Below are 20,989 nucleotides of genomic sequence, written 5' to 3'. Positions count from 1 at the left end.
TCCTCGCAAACCGAAGGGACTCGGCCATGAACCGCCCCACGACCATCCTGCTCACCGCCCTCGCCCCCGTCTCCTGGGGCACCACCTACGCCGTCACCACCCAGTTCCTGCCGCCGGACCGCCCCCTGTTCACGGGCCTGATGCGGGCCCTGCCCGCGGGGCTCGTCCTGCTGGCGCTGACCCGGGTGCTGCCGCGCGGCGTCTGGTGGGCGAAGGCCTTCGCGCTGGGCGCGCTGAACATCGGCGCCTTCTTCCCGCTGCTGTTCGTGTCGGCGTACCGGCTGCCGGGCGGGATGGCCGCCGTGGTCGGCTCGGTCGGACCGCTGTTCGTCGTCGGCCTCTCGGCGCTGCTCCTGGGGCAACGGCCGGCCGCGCGCACGCTGGTCGCCGGGGTGGTCGCCGCGTTCGGCGTGAGTCTCGTCGTGCTCAAGGGGGCCGGTGCCCTGGACGTGATCGGGGTGCTCGCGGCCGTCGCCTCCACCGCCTCGATGGCCGCCGGGACCGTGCTCACCAAGCGGTGGGGCCGCCCGGACGGGGTCGGCCCGCTGACGCTCACCGGCTGGCAGCTCACCGCGGGCGGCCTGCTCATCGCGCCGGTCGCCTTCCTGGCCGAGGGCGCCCCGCCCGCCCTCGACGGCCGTGCGGCCGGTGGCTACCTCTATCTGGCGCTGGCGAACACGGCGCTCGCCTACTGGCTCTGGTTCCGCGGTATCGGCCGGCTCAGCGCCACCCAGGTCGGCTTCCTCGGCCCGCTCTCCCCGCTGACCGCCGCCGTGGTCGGCTGGGCGGCCCTCGGGCAGGCGCTGACGCCCCTGCAGGTGGCCGGCATGGCACTGGCCTTCGGGGCGACGCTGGCCGGGCAACTGGGCGCGGGACGGCGTCCATCGTTCAGTTCCACTGAAGAGACCGCTCGAAAAGATTCGATGGACCTGACAGGTCGGGCGCCGCGACGGTAGGTGCAACACCCACCACCGAAAGGACCTTCGTGGCCACGGCCTCGCACCAGACCCCCACCACCCCCGTCGCTCACCCCCGGAAGGCCGCCGCCCCCGTGCTCGGCCTCGCCCTCGCCGCCCTCGCCACGGTCGTCTGGTCCGGAAGTTTCGTCACCTCCCGCGGACTGGCCGGCAGCGTCCCGCCGATCCAGCACGCCTTCTGGCGCTGGGTGATCGCCCTGGCGGCCGTGGCCCCCTTCGGCGCCCGCCGGGCCTGGCGGCAGCGGAACCTGCTCCGAGGCCACCTCCGTCACGTGCTTCTGGCCTCCCTGCTGGGTGTCGCCGTCTACAACACCCTCGTGAACCAGGCGGGCCTGACCACCCCGGCCGCCACCATGGGCATGATCATGGCCGCCTCGCCGGTCCTGATGGCGGTGTTCGAGCGGATGGGCGGCGTACGGCTCGGAGCGCGGCGGACCGCAGGCCTGCTGACCGCCTGCGCGGGCGTGCTGCTGCTCATGGGCGGCGGCGCGAGCTTCGGCGCCGGCGACCTGTGGATGATCGCCGCGTCCTGCTGCTTCGCCGCCTACAGCGCACTGCTCCGCCGCAGGCCCGCCGAACTGGACGGCACCGGCTTCCTGTTCACCACGTTCCTGATCGGCACGGCCTTCCTACTGCCCGTACAGGCGGCGAGCATGGCCGTGCAGGGCGGCTTCGCTCCCACGCCCGCCACGGTGCTGCCCCTGCTGTACGTCGGCGTGGCCTCCTCCGCGATCGCCTTCTTCGCCTGGGGCAAGGCCATCGCCCTGATCGGCGCCGCCCGCGCGGGCATCGTCTACTACCTCCAGCCCGTGTGCGTGGCCGCCCTCTCCTGGGCCCTGCTCGGCGAGGACACCGGCCGGCCCCAGCTCCTGTGCATGGCGCTGATCCTGGGCGGGGTCATGCTGGGCGCGGCGCCCCGTCGGTGACGGCGCCGGGCAGCCCGGACCACCGCGCGACGGTACTTCCCGGGACGGCGGGCCCGGCTCAGCCGACGGTGAAGCCCGCCGCCTTGGTGTCCAGGGTGGTGGTGCCGTCCTCGGCGGTGGCGAGCACGGCGACGCGCCAGGCACCGCGAGGGGACGACGCGGCGTCGGCGCCGGTCACCCCGGTCGTGTAGACACAGCGCACGGTGTCCTTGCCGGCGGGCTTGCAGGTGGCCGGCTCCGCCGCGGCCATCTCGCCGGCGGTCGGCGCCTTCTTGGCGAGGGAGGAGTTCGCCGGCCAGGCCAGCACCTTCAGGCTCTTGACGCCGGAGGACGCCGTGACCTCGGTGGTGAAGGTGAACGAGCCGTCCCGGTGGCCGTCGGGCGCGGTGTAGCGGGCGGCGCTGTGTGCCAGGGCGGGGGGCTGGTTCTCGGCGTGGGCGACGGCAAGGGCCCCGGCGCCTGCGAGGACGACGACACCGGCGGTCAGGGACAGGGCGATACGTCGGGACATGGCAGGTTCTCCGTCAGCTGTCTCAGTGGTGTGGAACCGGCGCTCTCTGCTGCGCCGCTGCATCGATACTCGCGGCGCGGGGGCGGCCGGGACGTGAGCTCGGATACTCAACCCGGCCTAGGCGGATTCTCCTGGCCCGGTTGCCCTTTCGGCCCTGTAGCGTGCCCGCATGACCGAGTGGGACCTGAGGAAACTGCAGATCCTGCGCACCCTCCGGGAGCGGGGCACCGTCACCGCGACGGCCGAGGCCCTGCACATGACCCCCTCCGCGGTCTCCCAGCAGCTCACCAACCTCGCCCGGCAGCTCGGCGTACCCCTCCTGGAGGCGCAGGGCCGCCGGGTCAGGCTGACGGACGCCGCCCGGCTGGTGCTGCGGCACACCGAACCCGTCTTCGAGCAGCTGGAGCGCACCGAAGCGGCGTTGGCGGCCCACGCCCGGGGCGAGACGGGTGAGGTGCGGGTCGGCGCCTTCTCGACGGCGGTGCCCGCCCTCGTCGTACCGGCCGTACGTTCCCTGCGGGCGACCCATCCGGGAGTGACCGTGCGCGTCCGGGAGGCCGAGGCCGCCGAGGCCTACGACCTCCTGTCCGCCGGTGAGGTCGACCTGGCCCTCTCCCTCGCCGCCGAGGCCCCGAGCGCGGCCGACCCCCGCTTCACCCGCCTGCCCCTCCTGGCCGACCCCTTGGACGTGGCCCTGCCCCCGGACCATCCCCGCGCCGCAGCACCGGAGTTGACCCTCACCGACCTCGCCGCCGAAGCGTGGATCTTCGGCGGCAGCGGCCCCTGGTCCGACATCACCCGCCGCGCCTGCGAGTCCGCGGGCTTCAGCCCCCACCAGGGCCACTCGGCCTCCGGCTGGACCGCGATCCTGGCCATGGTCGAGGCGGGGATGGGCGTAGCCCTGGTCCCCCGCATGGCCGCCGCCCGCCGCGAGGGCGTGGTGATGCGCGAACTGGGCGCGGACCGTCCGGTACGGCACGTGGTGGCGGCGGTACGGAAGGGGGCGGAGGCGGGAGCGGCGGTCGCCAGGGTGCTGGCGGCGCTGCAGGCCGCGGCCTAGTGAGGCCGCCGCACCTCGTACAGGAAGCACCCGAACTCCACCGCCCGCACCTGCACGAGGGCCACCTCGGGATCGGCGAACGCCTCCGTGAACGCCGGCTCGAAGCCGGTCGCGTCCTCGACCAGGCGGCCGCCCAGGATGCGGCCGTCGGCGGAGTAGCGGCGCACCGTGCGGTGGGCGCCGGTGAAGGGCAGGGCGGTGCCGGCCGGGCCGGGGCAGTCGTCGGCGTGGATGAAGACGGGGCCCTGTTCGTCGTAGGCGCCCGGGTCGGCGCCCGTCTCGGCCGCCCAGCGGCGCAGGGGCGCGTACGAGACCAGGGCGATGCGCTCGCCGGGCGTGCTGCGGCGCAGGCAGCAGCGCAGGGGCGCGTCGCCCTCGTCGTCCGTGAAGGGGCGCAGGGGGCGGCCCGCGTCGTCGCCGGTGCGTAGTTCCCTGAGCACCGCGGGCGTCAGCGGTCGTGCGAGGTAGGTGGTCATGGATTCAGCCTGGCCCGCGGCCGGTGCCAGGTCCGGCGGGATTCGGACCCGGCGCTGGACCGCCCCGTAGGATCGCCGCCGTCCGGAAACCCTGACGGGAGGTGCCCGTGACCGTGGACAGGTGTGCGAGCTGTGGTGGACCCCTTTCCGCGAGGGCCGGCCGGCAGCCGGCGGGCAGGCGGAGACGGCGGTCGTCGACGCGCTCGACGAGGCGGCCGTGGAGGCGCACGCCGCGCGGGTCGGCACCATCGACATCTCCTTCAACCTCGTCACCCGCGGGGACGTGCAGGGCATGCCGCTGACCGAGATGTCCGCCGACGACTTCGTGCGGCCCGTCACCACCGGCATCCGCGCCAACTTCCTCACCGCCCGCGCCGCCGCCCGGCGCATGGCCGAGCAGGGGTCGGGCGTGATCCTCACCCTCAACAGCGGTTCCGCGCACGGCAGCCCGATGATGGGCGGCACCGGGCCGGCCGACGCGGCGATCGACACGCTCGTGCGGAACCTCGCCATCGAGCTGGGGCCGCGCGGGGTACGTGCCGTGGGACTGTGGGCGGCCGGGGTGCCGGAGACGTTCAGCGAGGAGAAGCTGAAGGCCGTCGACCCGAACGTGGACATCGACGGGATCCTGGAGCACCTCGCCGGACTGCGCATGACCCGCCGCAACCCCGCTCTCGCCGAGATTGCCGCCACCGCCGTCTTCCTCGCCTCCGGCCACGCGGCGGGCATCACCGGCACCTTCGTCAACGCGACCGGCGGCATGTTCCCCGGGTGACCTGACATCGCGGGTCACTCTTGACGGGCCCTGCTCCCGACGCTCCCATGGAACCGCTCAACATCCAGAAGCGGAAGTGGAGTTTTCATGGGCTATCCGGGCGTCGACGAACTGGAGCGGCGGGCCCGCGCGCTGGTCGCCGCGGCTCCGGGGGTGCTGCGGCTGCGCGCCGTCGGCGAGAGCCGGGGCGGCCGGCCGCTGTGGCTGCTGTCCGCCGGGCACGGGGAGCGGCAGATCCTCACCGTCGCGGGTGCGCACGCCAACGAACCGGTGGGCGGGGCCTCCGCACTCCGGCTCGCCAGGCTCCTCGCCCACCGGCCGGAGTACCTGGAAGCGCTCGGCTGCACCTGGCACCTCCTGCTCTGTCTGGACCCCGACGGGGCCCGTCTCGCGCACGGCTGGCAGCCGGAGGAGCCGGTCCCCTCGCTGAAGGAGTGCCACCGGTACTTCTACCGACCCGAGTTCGCCTGTCAGCCCGAGTCGCTGCCCGTCCCCGGCTCGGGCCGGGAGCAGCTGCCCGAGTCGGCGGCACTCGTGCGGCTGCTCGACGAACTGCGGCCCGCGGTCCAGTTCACCCTGCACGGCATCGAGGTCGGCGGTGCCTTCACCCTGCAGACCAGGAGGGTCCCCGGCGCCGCGCGCGCCTTCCGCGAGACGGCCGCACTGCTGCGCATCCCGCTCGACCACCGTCCGTACGACGCTCCCGACTGGGAGCCGGACCCGCCCGGCGTCCTGCGGCTCCCGGACGGGAACACCGGGAACGAACGCGACCCCAGCGGCTACGTCGCCGAGAGCACCTGGCTGTACCCGTGGCGCTACGGCACCCTGACCGTCGTCGTCGAGGCGCCGGCCTGGTCCGCCCCCGCGGTGAGCGACCCGCGGCCCGTCCCCGACCCGCGCGGGGAGGTCGCCCGGGCGGCCGAGCTGATGCTGGGCCGCACCGGGGAGATCACGGCGCTGGCCGGTGACACCCCGGCCGGGGAGGTGCCCGAGGAGCTGCTGCCCCTGCACGCCGCCGCCCGGGAGCTGCTGGCCGTGACGCCTTCGATCGCCGCCACCTGGGAGGGGGAACGCGCCGGCTCCCGGGGCCACTTCGCCACCCTGGGCGTGGCCGCCCGCCGTATCCCGCTGCGCGTGGCGGCCATGCTGCGCCGGGCCCTGGCCGGCACCGCCCCCGGGACCGCCTGCGCCCTCACGGAGCTGGTGCACGAGTGGTGCCGGGAACTGGAGAAGACGTACGAGCCGCGGTGGATCCCGGTGTCCGCGCAGACCGGGCTGCACGTGCGGACCATGCTCGACGTCGCCCGCCGGGTGTGCGGCTGAGCAAAGGGAAAGGGCGCCCGGTGCACTCGCACACCGGGCGCCCTCGGCGCCGTACGACGACTACGACACTGTGCCGGACGGGCCGGCCGCTACTCGGCCGCCGCGTCCGCCGCCTGGGCCTTCAGCGCCCGCTCGACGCCCGAGCGGGACTCCGAGACCAGCCGGCGCAGGGCCGCGTTGGGCTCGGCCGCGGTCATCCAGGTGTCCGTCCTGGCCAGGGTCTCCTCGGAGACCTGGAGCGACGGGTACAGGCCGATCGCGATCTGCTGGGCGATCTCGTGCGAACGGGAGTCCCAGACGCCCTTGACGACCTCGAAGTACCTGTCCGTGTAGGACGCGAGCAGCTCGCGCTGGTCGGTCTGGACGAAGCCGCCGATCACGGCCTCCTGCACGGCGTTCGGCAGCTTGTCGGAGTCGATGACCGACGCCCACGCCTCCGCCTTGGCCTCCGGGGTCGGACGGGCCGCGCGGGCGGTGGCCGCGTGGCGCTCACCGGCCGCGGTCTTGTCCCGCTCGTACTCGGCCGCGATCTCCGCCTCGTCGAAGCGGCCGACCGCCGCGAGCCGCTCCACGAACGCCCAGCGCAGCTCCGTGTCGACGGCCAGGCCCTCGATCGTCTGGGTGCCGTCCAGCAGGCCCTCCAGGAGGTCCAGCTGCTCCGGCGTCCGGGCGGTCGCCGCGAAGGCGCGCGCCCAGGCCAGCTGGTGGTCGCCGGCCGGCTCGGCCGCCCGCAGGTGGGCCAGCGTGGCGTCGGTCCAGCGGGTCAGCAGGGCCTCGCGGGTCGACGGGTCGGCGTACAGGTCGATCGCCAGCTTCACCTGGCGGTGCAGCGACTGCACCACGCCGATGTCGGACTCCTTGGCGATGCCGGACAGGACGAGGGACAGGTAGGCGCGGGCGGGCAGCTCCGCGTCACGGGTCATGTCCCAGGCCGACGCCCAGCACAGGGCACGCGGCAGGGACGCCTCGAAGTCGCCGAGGTGCTCGGTGACGGCCTTCAGCGACTCCTCGTCCAGGCGGACCTTGGCGTACGACAGGTCGTCGTCGTTGAGGAGGATGACGGCCGGGCGGCTCCTGCCGTCCAGCTGCGGTACGGCGGTCAGCTCGCCGTCCACGTCCAGCTCGATGCGGTCGGTGCGCACCAGCTTGCCGCTCGCGTCGAGGTCGTAGAGGCCGATCGCGATGCGGTGCGGGCGCAGCACCGGCTCGCCCTTGGCGCCGGCGGGCAGGGCCGGGGCCTCCTGGCGGACGGCGAAGGAGGTGATGACACCGTCGGCGTCGGTGGCGACCTCGGGCCGCAGGATGTTGATGCCGGCCGTCTCCAGCCACTTCTTCGACCAGGTCTTCAGGTCACGGCCGGAGGTCTCCTCCAGGGCGCCCAGCAGGTCGGACAGGCGCGTGTTGCCGAACGCGTGCCGCTTGAAGTAGGCCTGCACGCCCTTGAAGAACTCGTCCTCGCCGACGTACGCGACGAGCTGCTTGAGCACGCTCGCGCCCTTGGCGTACGTGATGCCGTCGAAGTTGACGAGCACGTCGTCCAGGTCGCGGATGTCCGCCATGATCGGGTGCGTCGACGGCAGCTGGTCCTGCCGGTACGCCCAGGTCTTCATCGAGTTCGCGAACGTGGTCCACGAGTGCGGCCACTTCGAGCCGGGCGCGGAGGCCTGGCAGGCGATGGAGGTGTAGGTGGCGAACGACTCGTTCAGCCACAGGTCGTTCCACCACTCCATGGTGACCAGGTCGCCGAACCACATGTGGGCCAGCTCGTGCAGGATCGTCTCCGCGCGCACCTCGTACGCCGCGTCGGTCACCTTGGACCGGAAGACGTACTGGTCGCGGATGGTCACCGCGCCCGCGTTCTCCATCGCGCCCGCGTTGAACTCGGGCACGAACAGCTGGTCGTACTTCGCGAACGGGTACGCGTAGTCGAACTTCTCCTGGAACCAGTCGAAGCCCTGCCGGGTGACCTCGAAGATGGCGTCCGAGTCCAGGAACTCGGCGAGCGAGGGGCGGCAGTAGATGCCGAGCGGCACGCTCTGCCCGTCCTTCTCGTACACGCTGTGCACGGAGTGGTACGGGCCGACGATCAGCGCCGTGATGTACGACGAGATGCGCGGCGTCGGCTCGAAGACCCAGACGTCGTCCTTGGGCTCCGGCGTGGGCGAGTTGGAAATGACCGTCCAGCCAGTCGGTGCCTTCACCGTGAACTGGAAGGTCGCCTTCAGGTCGGGCTGCTCGAACGAGGCGAAGACCCGGCGGGCGTCCGGCACCTCGAACTGGGTGTAGAGGTAGGCCTGCTCGTCGACCGGGTCGACGAAGCGGTGCAGGCCCTCGCCCGTGTTGGTGTAGGCGCAGTCCGCGACGACCCGCAGGACGTTGCGGCCCTCCAGCAGGCCGGGCAGCGCGATCCGCGAGTCCGCGAAGACCTCGGCGGGGTCGAGCGCGTCGCCGTTCAGGGTCACCTCGTGGACCGCCGGCGCGACCAGGTCGATGAAGGACGCGCCGCCGTTTTCGGCGACGTCGAAGCGCACCGTGGTCACGGACCGGTAGGTACCGCCCTCCTGCGCGCCGGAGAGGTCGAGATCGATCTCGTACGAGTCAACGGTGAGCAGCGTCGCCCGCTGCTGAGCCTCTTCGCGAGTCAGGTTTGTGCCAGGCACGCGGTCATCTCCTCGTTATGTGTGCGTTCGGCCATCCTTCCACGGGACCTGCACGGAGGGCGACGTCCTGCGGCTGCGCGGCGCAGCCGTAGGGAAAGCCCTATGGACCGGAAAAACGGGAGGGCGGCCACCCGGAGGTGACCGCCCTGTTTCAGACGATTCGCGTTACTTCGCGGACAGCTCGGCCGCCACCAGCTCCGCGATCTGCACCGCGTTCAGCGCGGCACCCTTGCGCAGGTTGTCGTTGGAGATGAACAGGGCCAGGCCGTTGTCCACCGTCTCGTCGCGGCGGATGCGGCCGACGTACGAGGGGTCCTTGCCGGCCGCCTCCAGCGGGGTCGGGATCTCGGACAGGACGACGCCCGGGGCACCCGCGAGCAGCTCGGTGGCGCGCTCCGGGGTGATCGGGCGGGCGAAGCGGGCGTTGACCTGGAGGGAGTGGCCGGAGAAGACCGGGACGCGCACACAGGTGCCGGAGACCTTCAGACCCGGGATCTCCAGGATCTTGCGGGACTCGTTGCGCAGCTTCTGCTCCTCGTCGGTCTCGTTCAGACCGTCGTCGACGATCGAGCCCGCCAGCGGGAGCACGTTGAAGGCGATGGGCCGCTTGTAGACCTGCGGCTCGGGGTAGTCGACGGCCTCGCCGTCATGGGTGAGCCGGTCGGCCTCGGCGACGACCTTCTGCGCCTGCCCGTGCAGCTCCGCCACGCCCGCGAGACCGGAGCCGGACACCGCCTGGTAGGTCGCGACGACCAGCGCCTCGAGCCCGGCCTCCGCGTGCAGCGGCTGCAGGACCGGCATCGCGGCCATCGTGGTGCAGTTCGGGTTGGCGATGATGCCCTTGGGGCGGTCGGCGATCGCGTGCGGGTTCACCTCGGAGACCACCAGCGGGACCTCGGGGTCCTTGCGCCAGGCCGAGGAGTTGTCGATCACCACGGCACCCTGCGCGGCGACCTTCTCGGCCAGTGCCCGGGAGGTCGCGCCGCCCGCGGAGAAGAGCACGATGTCGAGGCCGGTGTAGTCGGCGGTCGTCGCGTCCTCCACCGTCACGCCGTCCAGCACGGTGCCGGCCGAGCGGGCCGAGGCGAACAGGCGCAGCTCGGTGACCGGGAAGTTCCGCTCCACGAGGATCCTGCGCATGACCGTGCCGACCTGACCGGTGGCTCCGACGATTCCGACCCTCACGGCGACTCCCTCTACGTTTCTCTTGCTGTGTGCCTCTGCATGACCGGGGCTTTTCCATCATGCGGCCGACCCCGGTCCACCTGTCCAATTCTTTGCGATGTGTGCCCGAGGAATGGGACACGATCACTCGGCCGACGGTTCCCGATGTCCGCCGCGCCCCCCGCTGAGCTGGAGATGTTCCCTTGTGGAGGGCCACGCACCGGAAGCTGTGCTGTCCCGCCCCTGCCCCCGCGGTTCCCGGCCACGCACGGTGTGACGTACGCCTCCGCGAAAGGGGCCGAACGTTTTTCCCTCTTGCGGCGTCGTAGGGGCAAACGCAGGAAGGGGTGGCTTGTGCTGCGCGGAGGGGCACGCCGTGGACAGGGGGCGTACGCCGGTGCCGACCAGGCCGGTGACGATCCCCTGGACGCGGCCCAGGAACGCCGGGTGCGGGCGGTGCTCGCGCTCGGCGGCGTGCCGCAGGCGGACCTGCCGGACGGGGTGCAGCAGGTCCGGCTGCGGCTGCTGGAGCGGGCCGCGAGCGGGCGCGAGGCGCCGCGGAACGTGTCGGCGTGGGCGGCGGTGGTCGCCTCCAACCTCGCCATGGACTGGCACCGGGCCAAGCGGCGCCAGGAGCGGCTCGGGGAGCGGCTGGCGTCGCTGCGCGAGCCCGTGCACCCCTCCGGCGAGGAGACCAGCCTGCTCTCCCTCGCCGTCGCCCGGGGGCTGGACGAACTGCCCGACGCCCAGCGGCAGGTGGTGATCCTGCGCTTCTTCGCCGACCTGCCCGTGCGCGGGATCGCCGAGGAACTGGGCGTTCCCGAGGGCACGGTCAAGAGCAGGCTGCACACGGCGGTCCGCGCGCTGCGCGAGAGGCTGCACGAGGACGAGGTGGTGTGACGTGACCGCCGAACACGAGGGCGCGGGAGAGTACGCCGGCATGGACGCGCTCATGGCCGCGATCACGGGTGAACCCCTGCCGCAGGAGGCCCGCGAGGACGCCGCCCGCCTGAGCGAACATGCCTCGGCCGAGGCCGACGTGGCGGTGCTGAAGGAGCAGCTGACCTGGCTCGCGGAGGCGCTGACCGGGGAGGAGCGGGCGACGGCACCGGCTGCCGAGGAGGAGACCGGGGCCGCGGTGGGCCCCGCCCGGAGCGCACCGGCCGAGGGGGCAGGGCCGACGGCGGGCTCCACCCGGAGCGCCCCGTCCGGGAAACGCCCCAGGAACCCGACGCGTCCCGCCGCCCCCTCACGCCCGGCCCGCCCGGGGCGCCCGTCCGGCCCGCGCCGGGCCCTGCGGCTCGCGCTCGGCACGCTCGTCGGTGCGGCGGCCCTCGGCATGGTCTTCGGGCTCGGCCGGCTGATCGTGAACTCCGGGGCCAACAGCTCGATGGGCGGCAGCAGCGCCGACGCGAAGAGCGAGGCCCACGCACCGGCGTACAGCGGCGCCGGCGGCCGGCCCTCCGACCCGGCACTGGCCCTGGCCTGCTACCGGCTGGTCGTGGAGGGCACCGTCGCCAAGGTGGAGCCCAAGCCCGAGAGCCCCTGGACCCTGGTCGTGCTGAAGGTGAGCCGTTCCTACAAGCCCGCGCACAAGCCGGCCGAGGTGAGCTTCCTCCTGGACGGCGGCGCGAAGCCGGCGCCGCGCACGGGACAGCATGTGCTGATCGGGGTCGGCCGGGGCCAGGACGACGCGAGCCTGTGGGCCGTGGGGGACAGCCGGGTGGCCGCCGACCGGGAGTGGATCACCGAGGCGCTGCCCGGGGCCCGGCACACCACGTGCCCGTCCGAGGAAGCGCCGACCGGGAAACCGTGAGGGGCGGGTGTCCCACCGGACACCCGCCCCTCACCTCGGCTCAGGCCCGCCGCGTCACGGCGTGACCTTCTCGATCTTCACGCTGCCGACGCCCGCGACCGTGCCGCGCGCGTTCACCAGCTGCAGCCGGCCGAAGAACTCGCGGCCCGCGGGGGCCTCGGCGGCGGCCGTGACCTGGCCGGTCACCGTGGCCGAGTCGCCCGTGCCGAGCTTGACCGGGGCCGAGCCGTCGACCGTGACGGTGCCGAGCGTGGAGGAGAAGAACACGTCCCGGTAGTCGTAGTCGGTCGCACCGGAGGGGACCGAGTAGCCGACGACCTTGATGGTGTACGTGCCGGCGGCCGGGGACGGGACGGAGACCGCCTCCTCCGAGTCGCCGTCCGCGGACTGTGCGACCTGCTTGCCGCTCGCGTCGTACACGGTCAGGTCGAGGTCGGCGGCCGCGTCGGAGACGTTGCCGATGGCGACGTCCAGGGACTTGGCGCCGGCCGGGACGTCCACCGTGGTGGTCTGGGTCTCGCCCTCCTTGATCGACGGGCGGCCCGTCTTGGCGGAGCCCAGCGGGCCGCCGGCCAGCTTGCCGTCGAGCGCCGCGTACTTGTTGGTCACCTTCCAGGAGGCGGCGGCCGGGGTACCGACCTTGGCCTCGGGCACGGTCACGGTCTCCGGGTCGAAGGCCGCGCCGAGGACGGAGACGTCCAGCTTGTACGGGTTGTCGAGCAGCGGCGAGGTACGGCGCGACTCGACCTCGATCTCCCAGACACCGGCCTGCGGGTCGGTGTAGGAGCGGACGTCCGGCGTGCAGCCGTTGCCGTCGAGGTAGTTGTTGTAGCAGTACGGAGTGCCGGTGTTGTCGACCGGAGTGCCGTACGGGTGGATCGCGATGAACCGGGTCTGGCTCTTGTCCGTCAGCCCGCTCATCGCGACCTCGAGGGACTTGGCGCCCGCGGGCACGTTCAGGAAGTACGACTGCGTGCTGTTGCGCTGCACCGAACCCGACGCCGAGTAGGTGTAGTTCACCGGGGCGGAGACCACGACGGTGGTGAGGATCTGCTTGTCGATCCCCTCGGTCCGCGGGTCGTCGACCTCCAGGATCGCGCTCTTGATGCCCGCCGACCGCGGCGCCGCCTGGACCTTGACGGTCACCGGCTGGTTCAGCGGCAGCCGCACGACGTCGTCGCCGAGGATCCGGAAGGTGTCACCGGCGTTGTTCTCGAAGTGCAGCTCGTGCCACACGGCCTTGTCCGGGCCGGAGGTACGGGTGATGGTGACGTCGTACGTCTTCTTCTGGCCGGACTTCAGGCCGCCCTCGCGGTCGTACAGGCCCGTGCCGTAACCCGGGGTCTTGAGCGCCTGGTCGAGCGCGGTGTCGACCGGGGCCTTCACGGTGTAGTCGTGCGAGGTCGCGTCGTCGCGGATCGCGTCCCACGCGTCCACGATGTTGATGCGGCCCGCGCCCTCCTCGTACGCTTGCACACCCTTGATGTGGTCGGCGGTCGAGGTCAGCGCCGTGCGCAGCATGGCGGGCGTCAGGTCGATGCCCTTCCGCTTGGCGGCCGACAGCAGCAGCGCGGAGGCGCCGGTGGCCTGCGGGGAGGCCATCGAGGTGCCCTGGAGCATCGAGTAGCCGGCCGGCAGCGAGTAGCCCGACTCGGCGACCGGGGAGCCCGGCAGCCAGGTCTGGGTGGTGTTGATCGCGGCACCGGGCGCGACCAGGGTCGGCGTGAAGCCGCCGTCCTCACGCGGGCCGCGCGAGGAGAACGGCATCATCGCGTACCGCTTCTCCACCTGCGAGCCGTAGTTGGCGGCCCAGGTCTGCTTCGAGATGGCCGCGCCGACCGAGATCACCTTGTCCGCGAGGCCCGGGTCGCCGATGGTGTTGGCGCCGGGACCGGAGTTGCCCGCGGAGATGACGAGCTGGACGCCGTAGGTGTCGATGAGCCGGGTGTACAGCTCGGCGCGTGCGTTGTTGCCGTCGTTCAGCGCCGGGAGGCCGCCGATCGACATGTTGACGATGTCGACGCCCCGGTTGGTGACCAGGTCGATCATGCCCTCGGTGAGGGCGACGTTGGTGCAGCCGCCGGTCCAGGTGCAGGCACGGGACGAGACGATCTTCGCGCCGGGGGCCGCGCCGTTCATCTCGCCGCCGAACAGGCCGTTGGCGGCGGTGATGCCGGCCACGTGGGTGCCGTGCTCGGACTCGATGACGCCGATGTTGACGAAGTCGGCCTTCTTGCCGACCCAGGACCCGCCGTAGGGGTCCATCGGGACGTCCTTGCGGATCTGCACGACGAACGGCACCCGCTCGGCGACGTCCGTCTTGGGGTCGTCGGTGCCGAAGTAGCCGATCTGGTAGCCGTCCTTGTACGGCTTCATCGGCGTGTCGTCGCTGAAGTCGTGGTTGTTGTTCAGGTCGACCGTGACCGTGCCGGCCGCGGCGTCGTACAGGACGCCCCAGCTGTCGGTGGTGTCGCCGTCCCGGTTGAGGTCGCCCTTCTCGTCGCCGCCGGTGGTCGCGGACTCCTTGAAGGTGCTGATCCCGTACGAGCCCGCCGGCGCCGTCCAGGTCTGGCCGCCGTAGCTGAAGCTCGGGCCGGAGACCGAGGTGATCATGGGCCGCCAGGTGGCGTCGCTGTCCAGGATCGGGTCGGTCGAGGTCACCCAGTCGACGATCTTGCGCTCGCCGGTGGTGGTCTTCTGCAGCGCCGGATGGCCGAGGTCGACGCCGGAGTCGAGGATGCCGATGGTGACGCCCCGGCCGTCCGCCTTCGGGTGCTCGTCGACGAAGTCGACGGCGCCGGTCTCGAAGGACGGGTTGTACGGGTTCTCGGCGGGCGTGTCCTTGCCGGGAGCCGGGTAAGTCGTGGTGGCCTTGGCCGACTTGGCGGTGTCCGCCTTCGGCGTCGGGTCGTCGAGCGCGATCTCCTGGCGCAGATCGATGGCGTGCACCGAGGACAGCTTCGCGGCGGCCGCGATCGCGGAGTCCGCCTTGGCCGTCGGGACGGTGGCGCGGACGTAGCCGAGCTTGTCGTAGGTGCGGCCCACCGAGCCGCCCTTGACCGCGTCCAGCTCATCGGTGACCTGCTCGGTCTTCCCGGGCGCGGTCGCGATCATCATCGTGACGGTCTTGGCACCGTCCGCCTTGGCCTCGGCGAGCAGGTCCGCGTCGTCCGAACCGAGCTTGTCGTGAGCGGACTTGACGCCGGGATCGGTGGCCGTGGCGGGCGGCGTGTCCGCGGCGAGGGCCAGGGGTATCGGCCCGGTCGCACAGAGAGCGGCCACCACGCCGACGGCCAGGCCTATGCGGGCCAGACGTCTGTGGCCGGGTATCGGATCGCGCTCGGGGGTGTGGGTCATCGGCATCCCTTGTAGGTAAAGAATCCAGTGCCGGACGAGGGCACAGCTTTACCCAAGGGTCAGGAATTTGGGACCCGTTGACCGAATCGATATGGATGTATGGGGAAAACCCGCGATGAGGTTTGAGCGGATTGGACCCGTCTGGTTCGGGATTCGCTCAGTTCTCCTTGGTGCGGGCGTAATGACGGGACGCCTTCGCCCGGTTGCCGCACGCCGCCATCGAGCACCAGCGGCGGGTGCCGTTCCTGGACGTGTCGAAGAAGTGCAGGATGCACGTCTCATGGGCGCAGGTGCGGATCCGGTCCGGCGCCTGCGTCAGAAGCTCCAGGTAGTTCCGGGCGGCCAGCCAGGCCGGACCCCAGGCCGGGTCGGCGAACTCGGGCTCCTCGGCCGCCCCCTGCTCGGTCAGCCGGGCCCGGATGCGCCCGTGCGCGAGAACGGCGTCGACGAGCGGTGCCCCCTCGGCCGGTGACCCGTCCACCGCGGCCTTCAGCGCCCTCCGTGCCTGGCGCACATGGTCCAGCACGTCCTCGTCGGCCGCGTGGGCGCCGTCGAGCCCGTTGCTCGCGAGCCACACCGCGAGCCCCTCGGTGTCGGCGAGCAGGTCCTGGGTGACGCCCTCCCGGTTCCAGCGGGTGTTGATCAGGTCGAGGGCGAGGGGCTCACCGGTGAGCGGGCGGGGATCGCGGGCGGCGGACATCGGACTCTCCTTCTCGGCTAACCGCTCAAGAGTACGTGACCGGTTGCATCTCCGTCTCTAACCTCCTACTCTGATTTCAACGGTTACACGACCCGATGGGGGAGCCATGACTCTGCGCACCGGCCACACCGGCCTGAACGTCACCGACCTCGACCGCTCGCTCGCCTTCTACCGGGACGTCCTCGGCTTCACCCTGCTCGCCGAGGGCAAGGAGGACGACCGGCGCTACGCCTTCCTGGGCGACGGCGGCGAAGGCCCCGTCCTCACCCTCTGGCAGCAGGCGGGGCAGGCGTACGAAGGCAGCCGGGCCGGACTGCACCACCTGGCCTTCACGGCCGACTCGATGGACCGGGTCCGGGAGTACGAGACGGCGCTGCGCGACGCCGGGGTGGAGTTCGCCCACGAGGGCGTGGTGGCCCACCGGGAGGGCGCGGCCTCGGGCGGGATCTTCTTCCACGACCCGGACGGCACCCGACTCGAGATCGCGGCGCCGCTGGGCGCCGAGACCGCCCCCGCCCCGCACGCATCTGCTCCGACCTGCGGTTTCTTCTAGCCATGAGCGTCTATCACGCCGGTTCGCGTGTCCTGCAGGACCTGGTCGGCGTCCGGGACCGCGCCGACCACGTCGGCCGCTCCCTCGGCCAGGACATCAAGCCGGTGGCGGCGGCCTTCCTGGAACTCCAGCCCCTGCTGGTCGTGGGCGCGGCGGATCCGGGGACGGGGAGGGTGTGGGCTTCGGCTCTCACGGGCAGCCCCGGGTTCGTGCGGGCTTCGGGTCCCCGCCAGATGTCCGTTGTCACTGGTGCCGGGTATGGATCTGGCGGGCGTTCGGACAGCCAGCCTGAAGGGGCGCGGGGAACTGCGCGAGCAACCACGGACAACCCGCAGCCGAACGACGGAGGCCCGCTCACCACGGCCCTCAAAACCCCCGGCACTCGCACAGGCACCATCGCCCTGGACCCCCGCACCCGCCGCCGCATGCGCCTCAACGGCAGGCTGCGGCCCACGGCCCGCGGCTTCGCGGTCGAGGCCGACCAGGTGTTCTCCAACTGCCCGAAGTACATCCAGCGCCGGGAGTCGTACGAGACGGTGGCCGACCGCGAGCCGGGAACGCCGCGGACCGGGACCCGACTGACCTCCGCACAGGTCGAGTTCGTCACGGCGGCCGACACCTTCTTCCTGGCCACCGTGCACCCCGGCGGAGCCGACGTCAGTCACCGCGGCGGCAACCCCGGCTTCGTCCAGGTCCGTTCACCGCACGAACTGAGCTGGCCCGACTACTCCGGCAACGCCATGTTCCTCACCCTCGGCAACCTGCGCACCGACCCGCGTGCCGGTCTGCTCTTCCTGGACTGGACGTCCGGCACGGTGCTGCAGCTCACCGGCGAGGCGCACACCGAGTTCACGGCCGACGGCGGGCGAACGGTCCGCTTCACCGTCGCCGAGGCGATCGAGACTCCGGCCGCCCTGCCGCTGCGCTGGTCCGCGCCCGAATATTCCCCCGCCAATCCGGGGCCCACCCGCTAACGTCCGTCCATGCGACGGAAGCTGAGGGTGGCGGCCTACGCCGTGTGCGTCCGCGACGGACAGATCCTGCTCGCCCGCTCGCCGGGCCCCGACGGCACTCCCGAGTGGGTGCTGCCGGGCGGCGGCATGGAGCACGGCGAGGACCCGTACGACACCGTCCGCCGCGAGGTGACCGAGGAGACCGGCTACCGCATCCGGGTGACCGGTCTGCTCGGTGTGGACTCCACCAGCCGCGTCTTCCGCGGCGGACGGCTGCGCCGCCTCGCCGACCACCAGGGCGTGCGGATCCTCTACGAGGGCGAGATCGCCGGCGGTGAACTCCGCCACGAGGTCGGCGGCTCCACCGACTTCGCCGCCTGGCAGGACCTGGACGCCCTGCCGGGCCTGAACCGGGTGCGCCTGGTCGACGTCGCGCTGCGGCTGTGGCGGGAGCGGCCGGCGGCCGGACATCTCGCCCCCGGGGCCCGTCCCCTACCCCAGGAGATGAACGAGGAGTAACCGTCCTCCGGACGCTCGCAATCGACTCCGTGACCGCATCTCTACCCCGAGATCCACGTACGGTGATCGGCGCTGCGCGTTGCTGTCGTGTTCACGCACAGGTCATCCCCGGTGCCAAGCATCCAGAGCGAGCGGGATGTTCGCGAGAGCGATCGCCCGCGACCACTGCCGACGCGTTCGCACTCGGGGAGATCGCGCCATGTCGCGCATACGCTCTGTCGCTACCTCCGCCATGGGGGTCCACCGCCGTACCGTCCTTGCCGCCGCCGGAGCGGTCTCACTCTCCGCGGGCGTCGGCTACGCCCTGCGCCCCACCGACAGCCAGGCCGCCACCAGAACCGCCGAGGCGCCCGTCGCCCACTCCCGGCAGGCCGCCGCGGCGACCGCGCTCGCGCCCTACACCAAGGGCACGACGCTCTCCTCCGTCGCCGCACCCCGCAACAGCTCCGGCTACCGGCGCCTCGGCGACGGCGCGGGCTGGAAGCGGGTCGTACGCAGCGAGCTGGCGGCCCCCAAGTCCGGCCGCGCGTCCCGCCGTACGCCCCTCGCCGCGTTCGTGCAGTTCACCGACCTGCACCTGCAGGACGTCCAGCACCCGCTGCGTCTGGAGTACCTGCGCTCCACCGACCCGCACGCCTGGCGCCCGCAGGAGGCGCTGACCGTGCAGGGCGCCATCTCGCTCGTCGAGCGGGTCAACGCGCTGCGCGGCGCCCCCGTCACCGGCTCGCCGCTCCACTTCGTCATGACCACCGGCGACAACACCGACAACAACGCCCACTCCGAACTGGAGTGGTTCATGAAGGTGATGAGCGGCGGCCGCATCACGCCCAACACCGGTGACCCGCGGCACTTCGAGGGTGTGCAGAACAGCGGCCTCAAGCTGTACTGGCAGCCCGACTCCACCACCCGCGACGGCGACAAGGCGCTCGGCTTCCCGTACCTGAAGGGCTTCCTGGCCGCCGCCATCCGCGAGGTGCGCAGCCCCGGCCTCAACCTGCCCTGGTACTCCACCGTCGGCAACCACGACGCCCTCCCGCTCGGCTGCTACGGCTCCCACGGCGACCCCTACCTCGCCGAGGCGGCGATCGGCGGCAAGAAGCTGATGAACGTCACCGCCGCCGAGGCCAAGAAGATCCAGGACGCCATCAAGAAGGCCGGCGACCCCAAGGGTGTCGGCTACCGCGACTTCCTCAAGGCGCACGCCCGCTCGATGCACTCGGTCACCCCGGACGAGAAGCGGGCGCCGTACACCTCCGCGGACTATCTGAAGGCCCACCTGGACCCCGCCCACCAGGGCCTCGGCCCGGTCGGTCACGGCTACTCCTCGGCGAACCTGGACGCGGGCACCCAGTACTACGCCTTCCGCATCTCCGAGGACGTCATCGGCATCAGCCTCGACACCACCGACGCCGGCGGCCACTACGAGGGCTCCGTCGGCACCGCCCAGCTGAAGTGGCTGGAGAAGACGCTCAAGGACAACAAGGACTCCTACGCCGTCGTCTTCAGCCACCACACCAGCAAGACGATGACCAACACCCGCCCCGACCCGGCCCACCCGGGGGAGCGCCGCCACAACGGCGCCGAGGTGGTCTCGGTGCTGTCCGCCCACGCCAACGTGCTGGCCTGGGTGAACGGCCACATCCACAAGAACGTCATCACCCCGCACCAGGCGTCCGGCGGCCGTTCCTTCTGGGAGATCTCCACCGCCTCGCACGTCGACTACCCGCACCTCGCCCGGATCATCGAGCTGGTGGACAACAAGGACGGCACGATCTCCCTGTTCACCACCCTGATCGAGTCCGCGGCCCCGCACCGCACCGACTTCGCCGACCTGTCCCAGACCGGCCTCGCCGCCCTCTACCGCGAGCTGGCCTACAACGCCCCCGGCGCCAGGACGACCCTCGCGGGCGCCGCGGCCGACCGGAACACCGAGCTGGTGCTCAAGATGGGCTGATATTCACTCAACCGGCCTACAGGCAGGCAACCTTCGCACACCACCACCAGGTCCCTCTCCCCGACCGAACCGAACGGCACAGTTGGGGGAAGACATGCGCGCACGTACGACCCTGGTGGGCGCCACCGCCCTGCTCCTGTCGGCGGCCCTGGTGGGCCCGGCCTTCGCGGCCGGCCCCGCCACGGGCGGCCACTCCGGCACACGCAAGGCCGTCGAGGCGGCCGTCCGGGCCGGCGTGCCCGGCGTGACCGCCACCGCGAAGGACACCCACGGCACCTGGTCCACGACGGCCGGCGTCGGCGACACCCGCACGGGCGGGCCGCGCTCGACGGCCGACCGCTACCGCGTCGGCAGCATCACCAAGACGTTCGTCTCCACCGTCCTGCTCCAGCTGGAGGCGGAGGGCCGGCTGTCGCTCGACGACACGGTGGAGAAATGGCTGCCCGGGGTGGTGCACGGCCACGGCCACGACGGAAGCCGCATCACCGTCCGCGAGCTCCTCAACCACACCAGCGGCATCTACAACTACACCTCCGACGAGGACTTCGGCCGCACCTACTTCACCAAGGACGGCTTCTACGCACACCGCTACGAACCGATCACTCCGAGTGATCTGGTCGCGATCGCGATGAGGCACGAGCCGGACTTCGCGCCGGGCACGTCCTGGCAGTACTCCAACACGAACTACGTCCTGGCCGGCATGGTGATCGAGAAGGTGACGGGCCACTCGTACGCCGACGAGATCACCCGCCGCATCATCGCCCCGCTGCACCTGACGGCCACCTCCCTGCCCGGCACGCGGGTCACCGTCCCGCGGCCCAGCAGCCGCGCCTACTCGAAGTTCACGGACACGACGGGCCCGTCGTACGACGTCACGGAGCTCAACCCCGCGATCGGCTCCTCGGCCGGCGAGATGATCTCGAACTCCGCCGACCTGGACCGCTTCTACAGCGCCCTGCTGCGTGGCAGGCTGCTCCCGCCCCGGCAGCTGCAGGAGATGAAGGCCACGGTGAAGGACACCGGGTACGGCCTCGGCCTGGCGGACATCCCGCTGAGCTGCGGCGTCCACGTCTGGGGCCATGACGGCGGCATCCACGGCTCCGTCTCCGCGGCGGTGACGACCGCCGACGGCCGTCACTCCCTGGCGGTCAATTTCAACGGGGACTGGACCGGGGACATGATCGCGGTGGTGGAAGGGGAGTTCTGTTAGCCATCGTTTCATTCGCGTAGTTCTGTGTTAACCCGTACGTAATGTCCGTACCGCC

Annotated in this window: 18 protein-coding genes; 12 read left to right on the top strand and 6 right to left on the bottom strand. The window is 72.0% G+C overall.

The genetic code is table 11. The annotated features are described in order from the left end of the window. Positions 1–26 precede the first annotated feature (26 nt). Positions 27–956: an EamA family transporter gene (locus AC07DS_RS05260; protein WP_479142813.1), complete on the top strand. Its 930-nt coding sequence runs from the start codon at positions 27–29 to the stop codon at positions 954–956. 29 nt (positions 957–985) lie between these two features. Further along, positions 986–1,903: a DMT family transporter gene (locus tag AC07DS_RS05255; protein WP_479142811.1), complete on the top strand. Its 918-nt coding sequence runs from the start codon at positions 986–988 to the stop codon at positions 1,901–1,903. Between the two features lie 58 nt (positions 1,904–1,961). Here the strand turns inward: AC07DS_RS05255 and AC07DS_RS05250 are convergent, their stop codons facing one another. Beyond that, positions 1,962–2,414 (bottom strand): DUF5707 domain-containing protein, encoded by a 453-nt coding sequence (locus tag AC07DS_RS05250; protein WP_479142809.1) that lies wholly within the window; start codon positions 2,412–2,414, stop codon positions 1,962–1,964. Between the two features lie 169 nt (positions 2,415–2,583). On the opposite strand from AC07DS_RS05250, the gene AC07DS_RS05245 reads away from it, so the two are divergent. Next, positions 2,584–3,474 (top strand): LysR family transcriptional regulator, encoded by an 891-nt coding sequence (locus AC07DS_RS05245; RefSeq protein WP_479142807.1) that lies wholly within the window; start codon positions 2,584–2,586, stop codon positions 3,472–3,474. On the opposite strand, the gene AC07DS_RS05240 is transcribed toward AC07DS_RS05245, so the two are convergent. After that, positions 3,471–3,950 carry a DUF1203 domain-containing protein gene (locus tag AC07DS_RS05240; RefSeq protein ID WP_479142805.1) on the bottom strand — a complete coding sequence of 160 codons (480 nt, stop codon included), beginning with the start codon at positions 3,948–3,950 and terminating at the stop codon, positions 3,471–3,473. The two genes, AC07DS_RS05245 and AC07DS_RS05240, sit on opposite strands and share 4 nt — an antisense overlap. A 121-nt stretch (positions 3,951–4,071) precedes the next feature. Here AC07DS_RS05240 and AC07DS_RS05235 point away from each other — a divergent pair, with 121 nt between their 5' ends. Both AC07DS_RS05235 and AC07DS_RS05230 read left to right on the top strand, forming a co-directional pair. Next, positions 4,072–4,725, top strand: coding sequence for an SDR family NAD(P)-dependent oxidoreductase (locus AC07DS_RS05235; protein ID WP_479142803.1), 654 nt, complete (start codon positions 4,072–4,074; stop codon positions 4,723–4,725). Between the two features lie 87 nt (positions 4,726–4,812). Continuing rightward, a complete protein-coding gene (locus tag AC07DS_RS05230; RefSeq protein WP_479142801.1) occupies positions 4,813–6,048 on the top strand; it encodes a M14 family zinc carboxypeptidase in 1,236 nt (411 codons plus the stop codon). Positions 6,049–6,137: 89 nt separating this feature from the next. Here AC07DS_RS05230 and pepN read toward each other — a convergent pair whose 3' ends face one another. After that, complete coding sequence (pepN, locus tag AC07DS_RS05225; protein ID WP_479142799.1) at positions 6,138–8,708, bottom strand: aminopeptidase N; 2,571 nt, start codon at positions 8,706–8,708, stop codon at positions 6,138–6,140. 165 nt (positions 8,709–8,873) lie between these two features. Beyond that, positions 8,874–9,893 (bottom strand): aspartate-semialdehyde dehydrogenase, encoded by a 1,020-nt coding sequence (locus AC07DS_RS05220; RefSeq protein WP_479142797.1) that lies wholly within the window; start codon positions 9,891–9,893, stop codon positions 8,874–8,876. 333 nt (positions 9,894–10,226) lie between these two features. Between AC07DS_RS05220 and AC07DS_RS05215 the strand changes: the two genes are divergently transcribed. Together AC07DS_RS05215 and AC07DS_RS05210 are read left to right on the top strand one after the other, a co-directional pair. Then, positions 10,227–10,772, top strand: coding sequence for an RNA polymerase sigma factor (locus AC07DS_RS05215; RefSeq protein ID WP_479142795.1), 546 nt, complete (start codon positions 10,227–10,229; stop codon positions 10,770–10,772). Between the two features lies 1 nt (position 10,773). Beyond that, on the top strand, positions 10,774–11,688 hold the full coding sequence (locus AC07DS_RS05210; protein ID WP_479142793.1) for a hypothetical protein: 915 nt from the start codon (positions 10,774–10,776) through the stop codon (positions 11,686–11,688). Positions 11,689–11,742: 54 nt separating this feature from the next. Here AC07DS_RS05210 and AC07DS_RS05205 read toward each other — a convergent pair whose 3' ends face one another. Together AC07DS_RS05205 and AC07DS_RS05200 are read right to left on the bottom strand one after the other, a co-directional pair. Then, a complete protein-coding gene (locus tag AC07DS_RS05205) occupies positions 11,743–15,045 on the bottom strand; it encodes a S8 family serine peptidase (protein ID WP_479142791.1) in 3,303 nt (1,100 codons plus the stop codon). A gap of 157 nt (positions 15,046–15,202) precedes the next feature. Next, positions 15,203–15,745 carry a CGNR zinc finger domain-containing protein gene (locus AC07DS_RS05200; RefSeq protein ID WP_479142790.1) on the bottom strand — a complete coding sequence of 181 codons (543 nt, stop codon included), beginning with the start codon at positions 15,743–15,745 and terminating at the stop codon, positions 15,203–15,205. A gap of 106 nt (positions 15,746–15,851) precedes the next feature. Between AC07DS_RS05200 and AC07DS_RS05195 the strand changes: the two genes are divergently transcribed. From AC07DS_RS05195 to AC07DS_RS05175, 5 genes are all read left to right on the top strand, one after another. Beyond that, positions 15,852–16,298 carry a VOC family protein gene (locus AC07DS_RS05195; protein ID WP_479142788.1) on the top strand — a complete coding sequence of 149 codons (447 nt, stop codon included), beginning with the start codon at positions 15,852–15,854 and terminating at the stop codon, positions 16,296–16,298. 2 nt (positions 16,299–16,300) lie between these two features. Then, positions 16,301–17,272, top strand: a complete 972-nt coding sequence (locus tag AC07DS_RS05190) for a pyridoxamine 5'-phosphate oxidase family protein (RefSeq protein WP_479142786.1) — start codon at positions 16,301–16,303, stop codon at positions 17,270–17,272. Positions 17,273–17,281: 9 nt separating this feature from the next. After that, complete coding sequence (locus AC07DS_RS05185; protein WP_479142784.1) at positions 17,282–17,770, top strand: NUDIX hydrolase; 489 nt, start codon at positions 17,282–17,284, stop codon at positions 17,768–17,770. A gap of 199 nt (positions 17,771–17,969) precedes the next feature. Next, positions 17,970–19,724, top strand: coding sequence for a TIGR03767 family metallophosphoesterase (locus AC07DS_RS05180; protein WP_479142782.1), 1,755 nt, complete (start codon positions 17,970–17,972; stop codon positions 19,722–19,724). Between the two features lie 94 nt (positions 19,725–19,818). After that, complete coding sequence (locus AC07DS_RS05175) at positions 19,819–20,934, top strand: serine hydrolase domain-containing protein (RefSeq protein WP_479142781.1); 1,116 nt, start codon at positions 19,819–19,821, stop codon at positions 20,932–20,934. Positions 20,935–20,989 lie beyond the last annotated feature (55 nt).

This window comes from Streptomyces sp. NPDC044064, from assembly GCF_056434245.1.
Note: the sequence above shows the minus strand (reverse complement) of the source record. Positions and strands in the feature narration are given on the sequence as shown.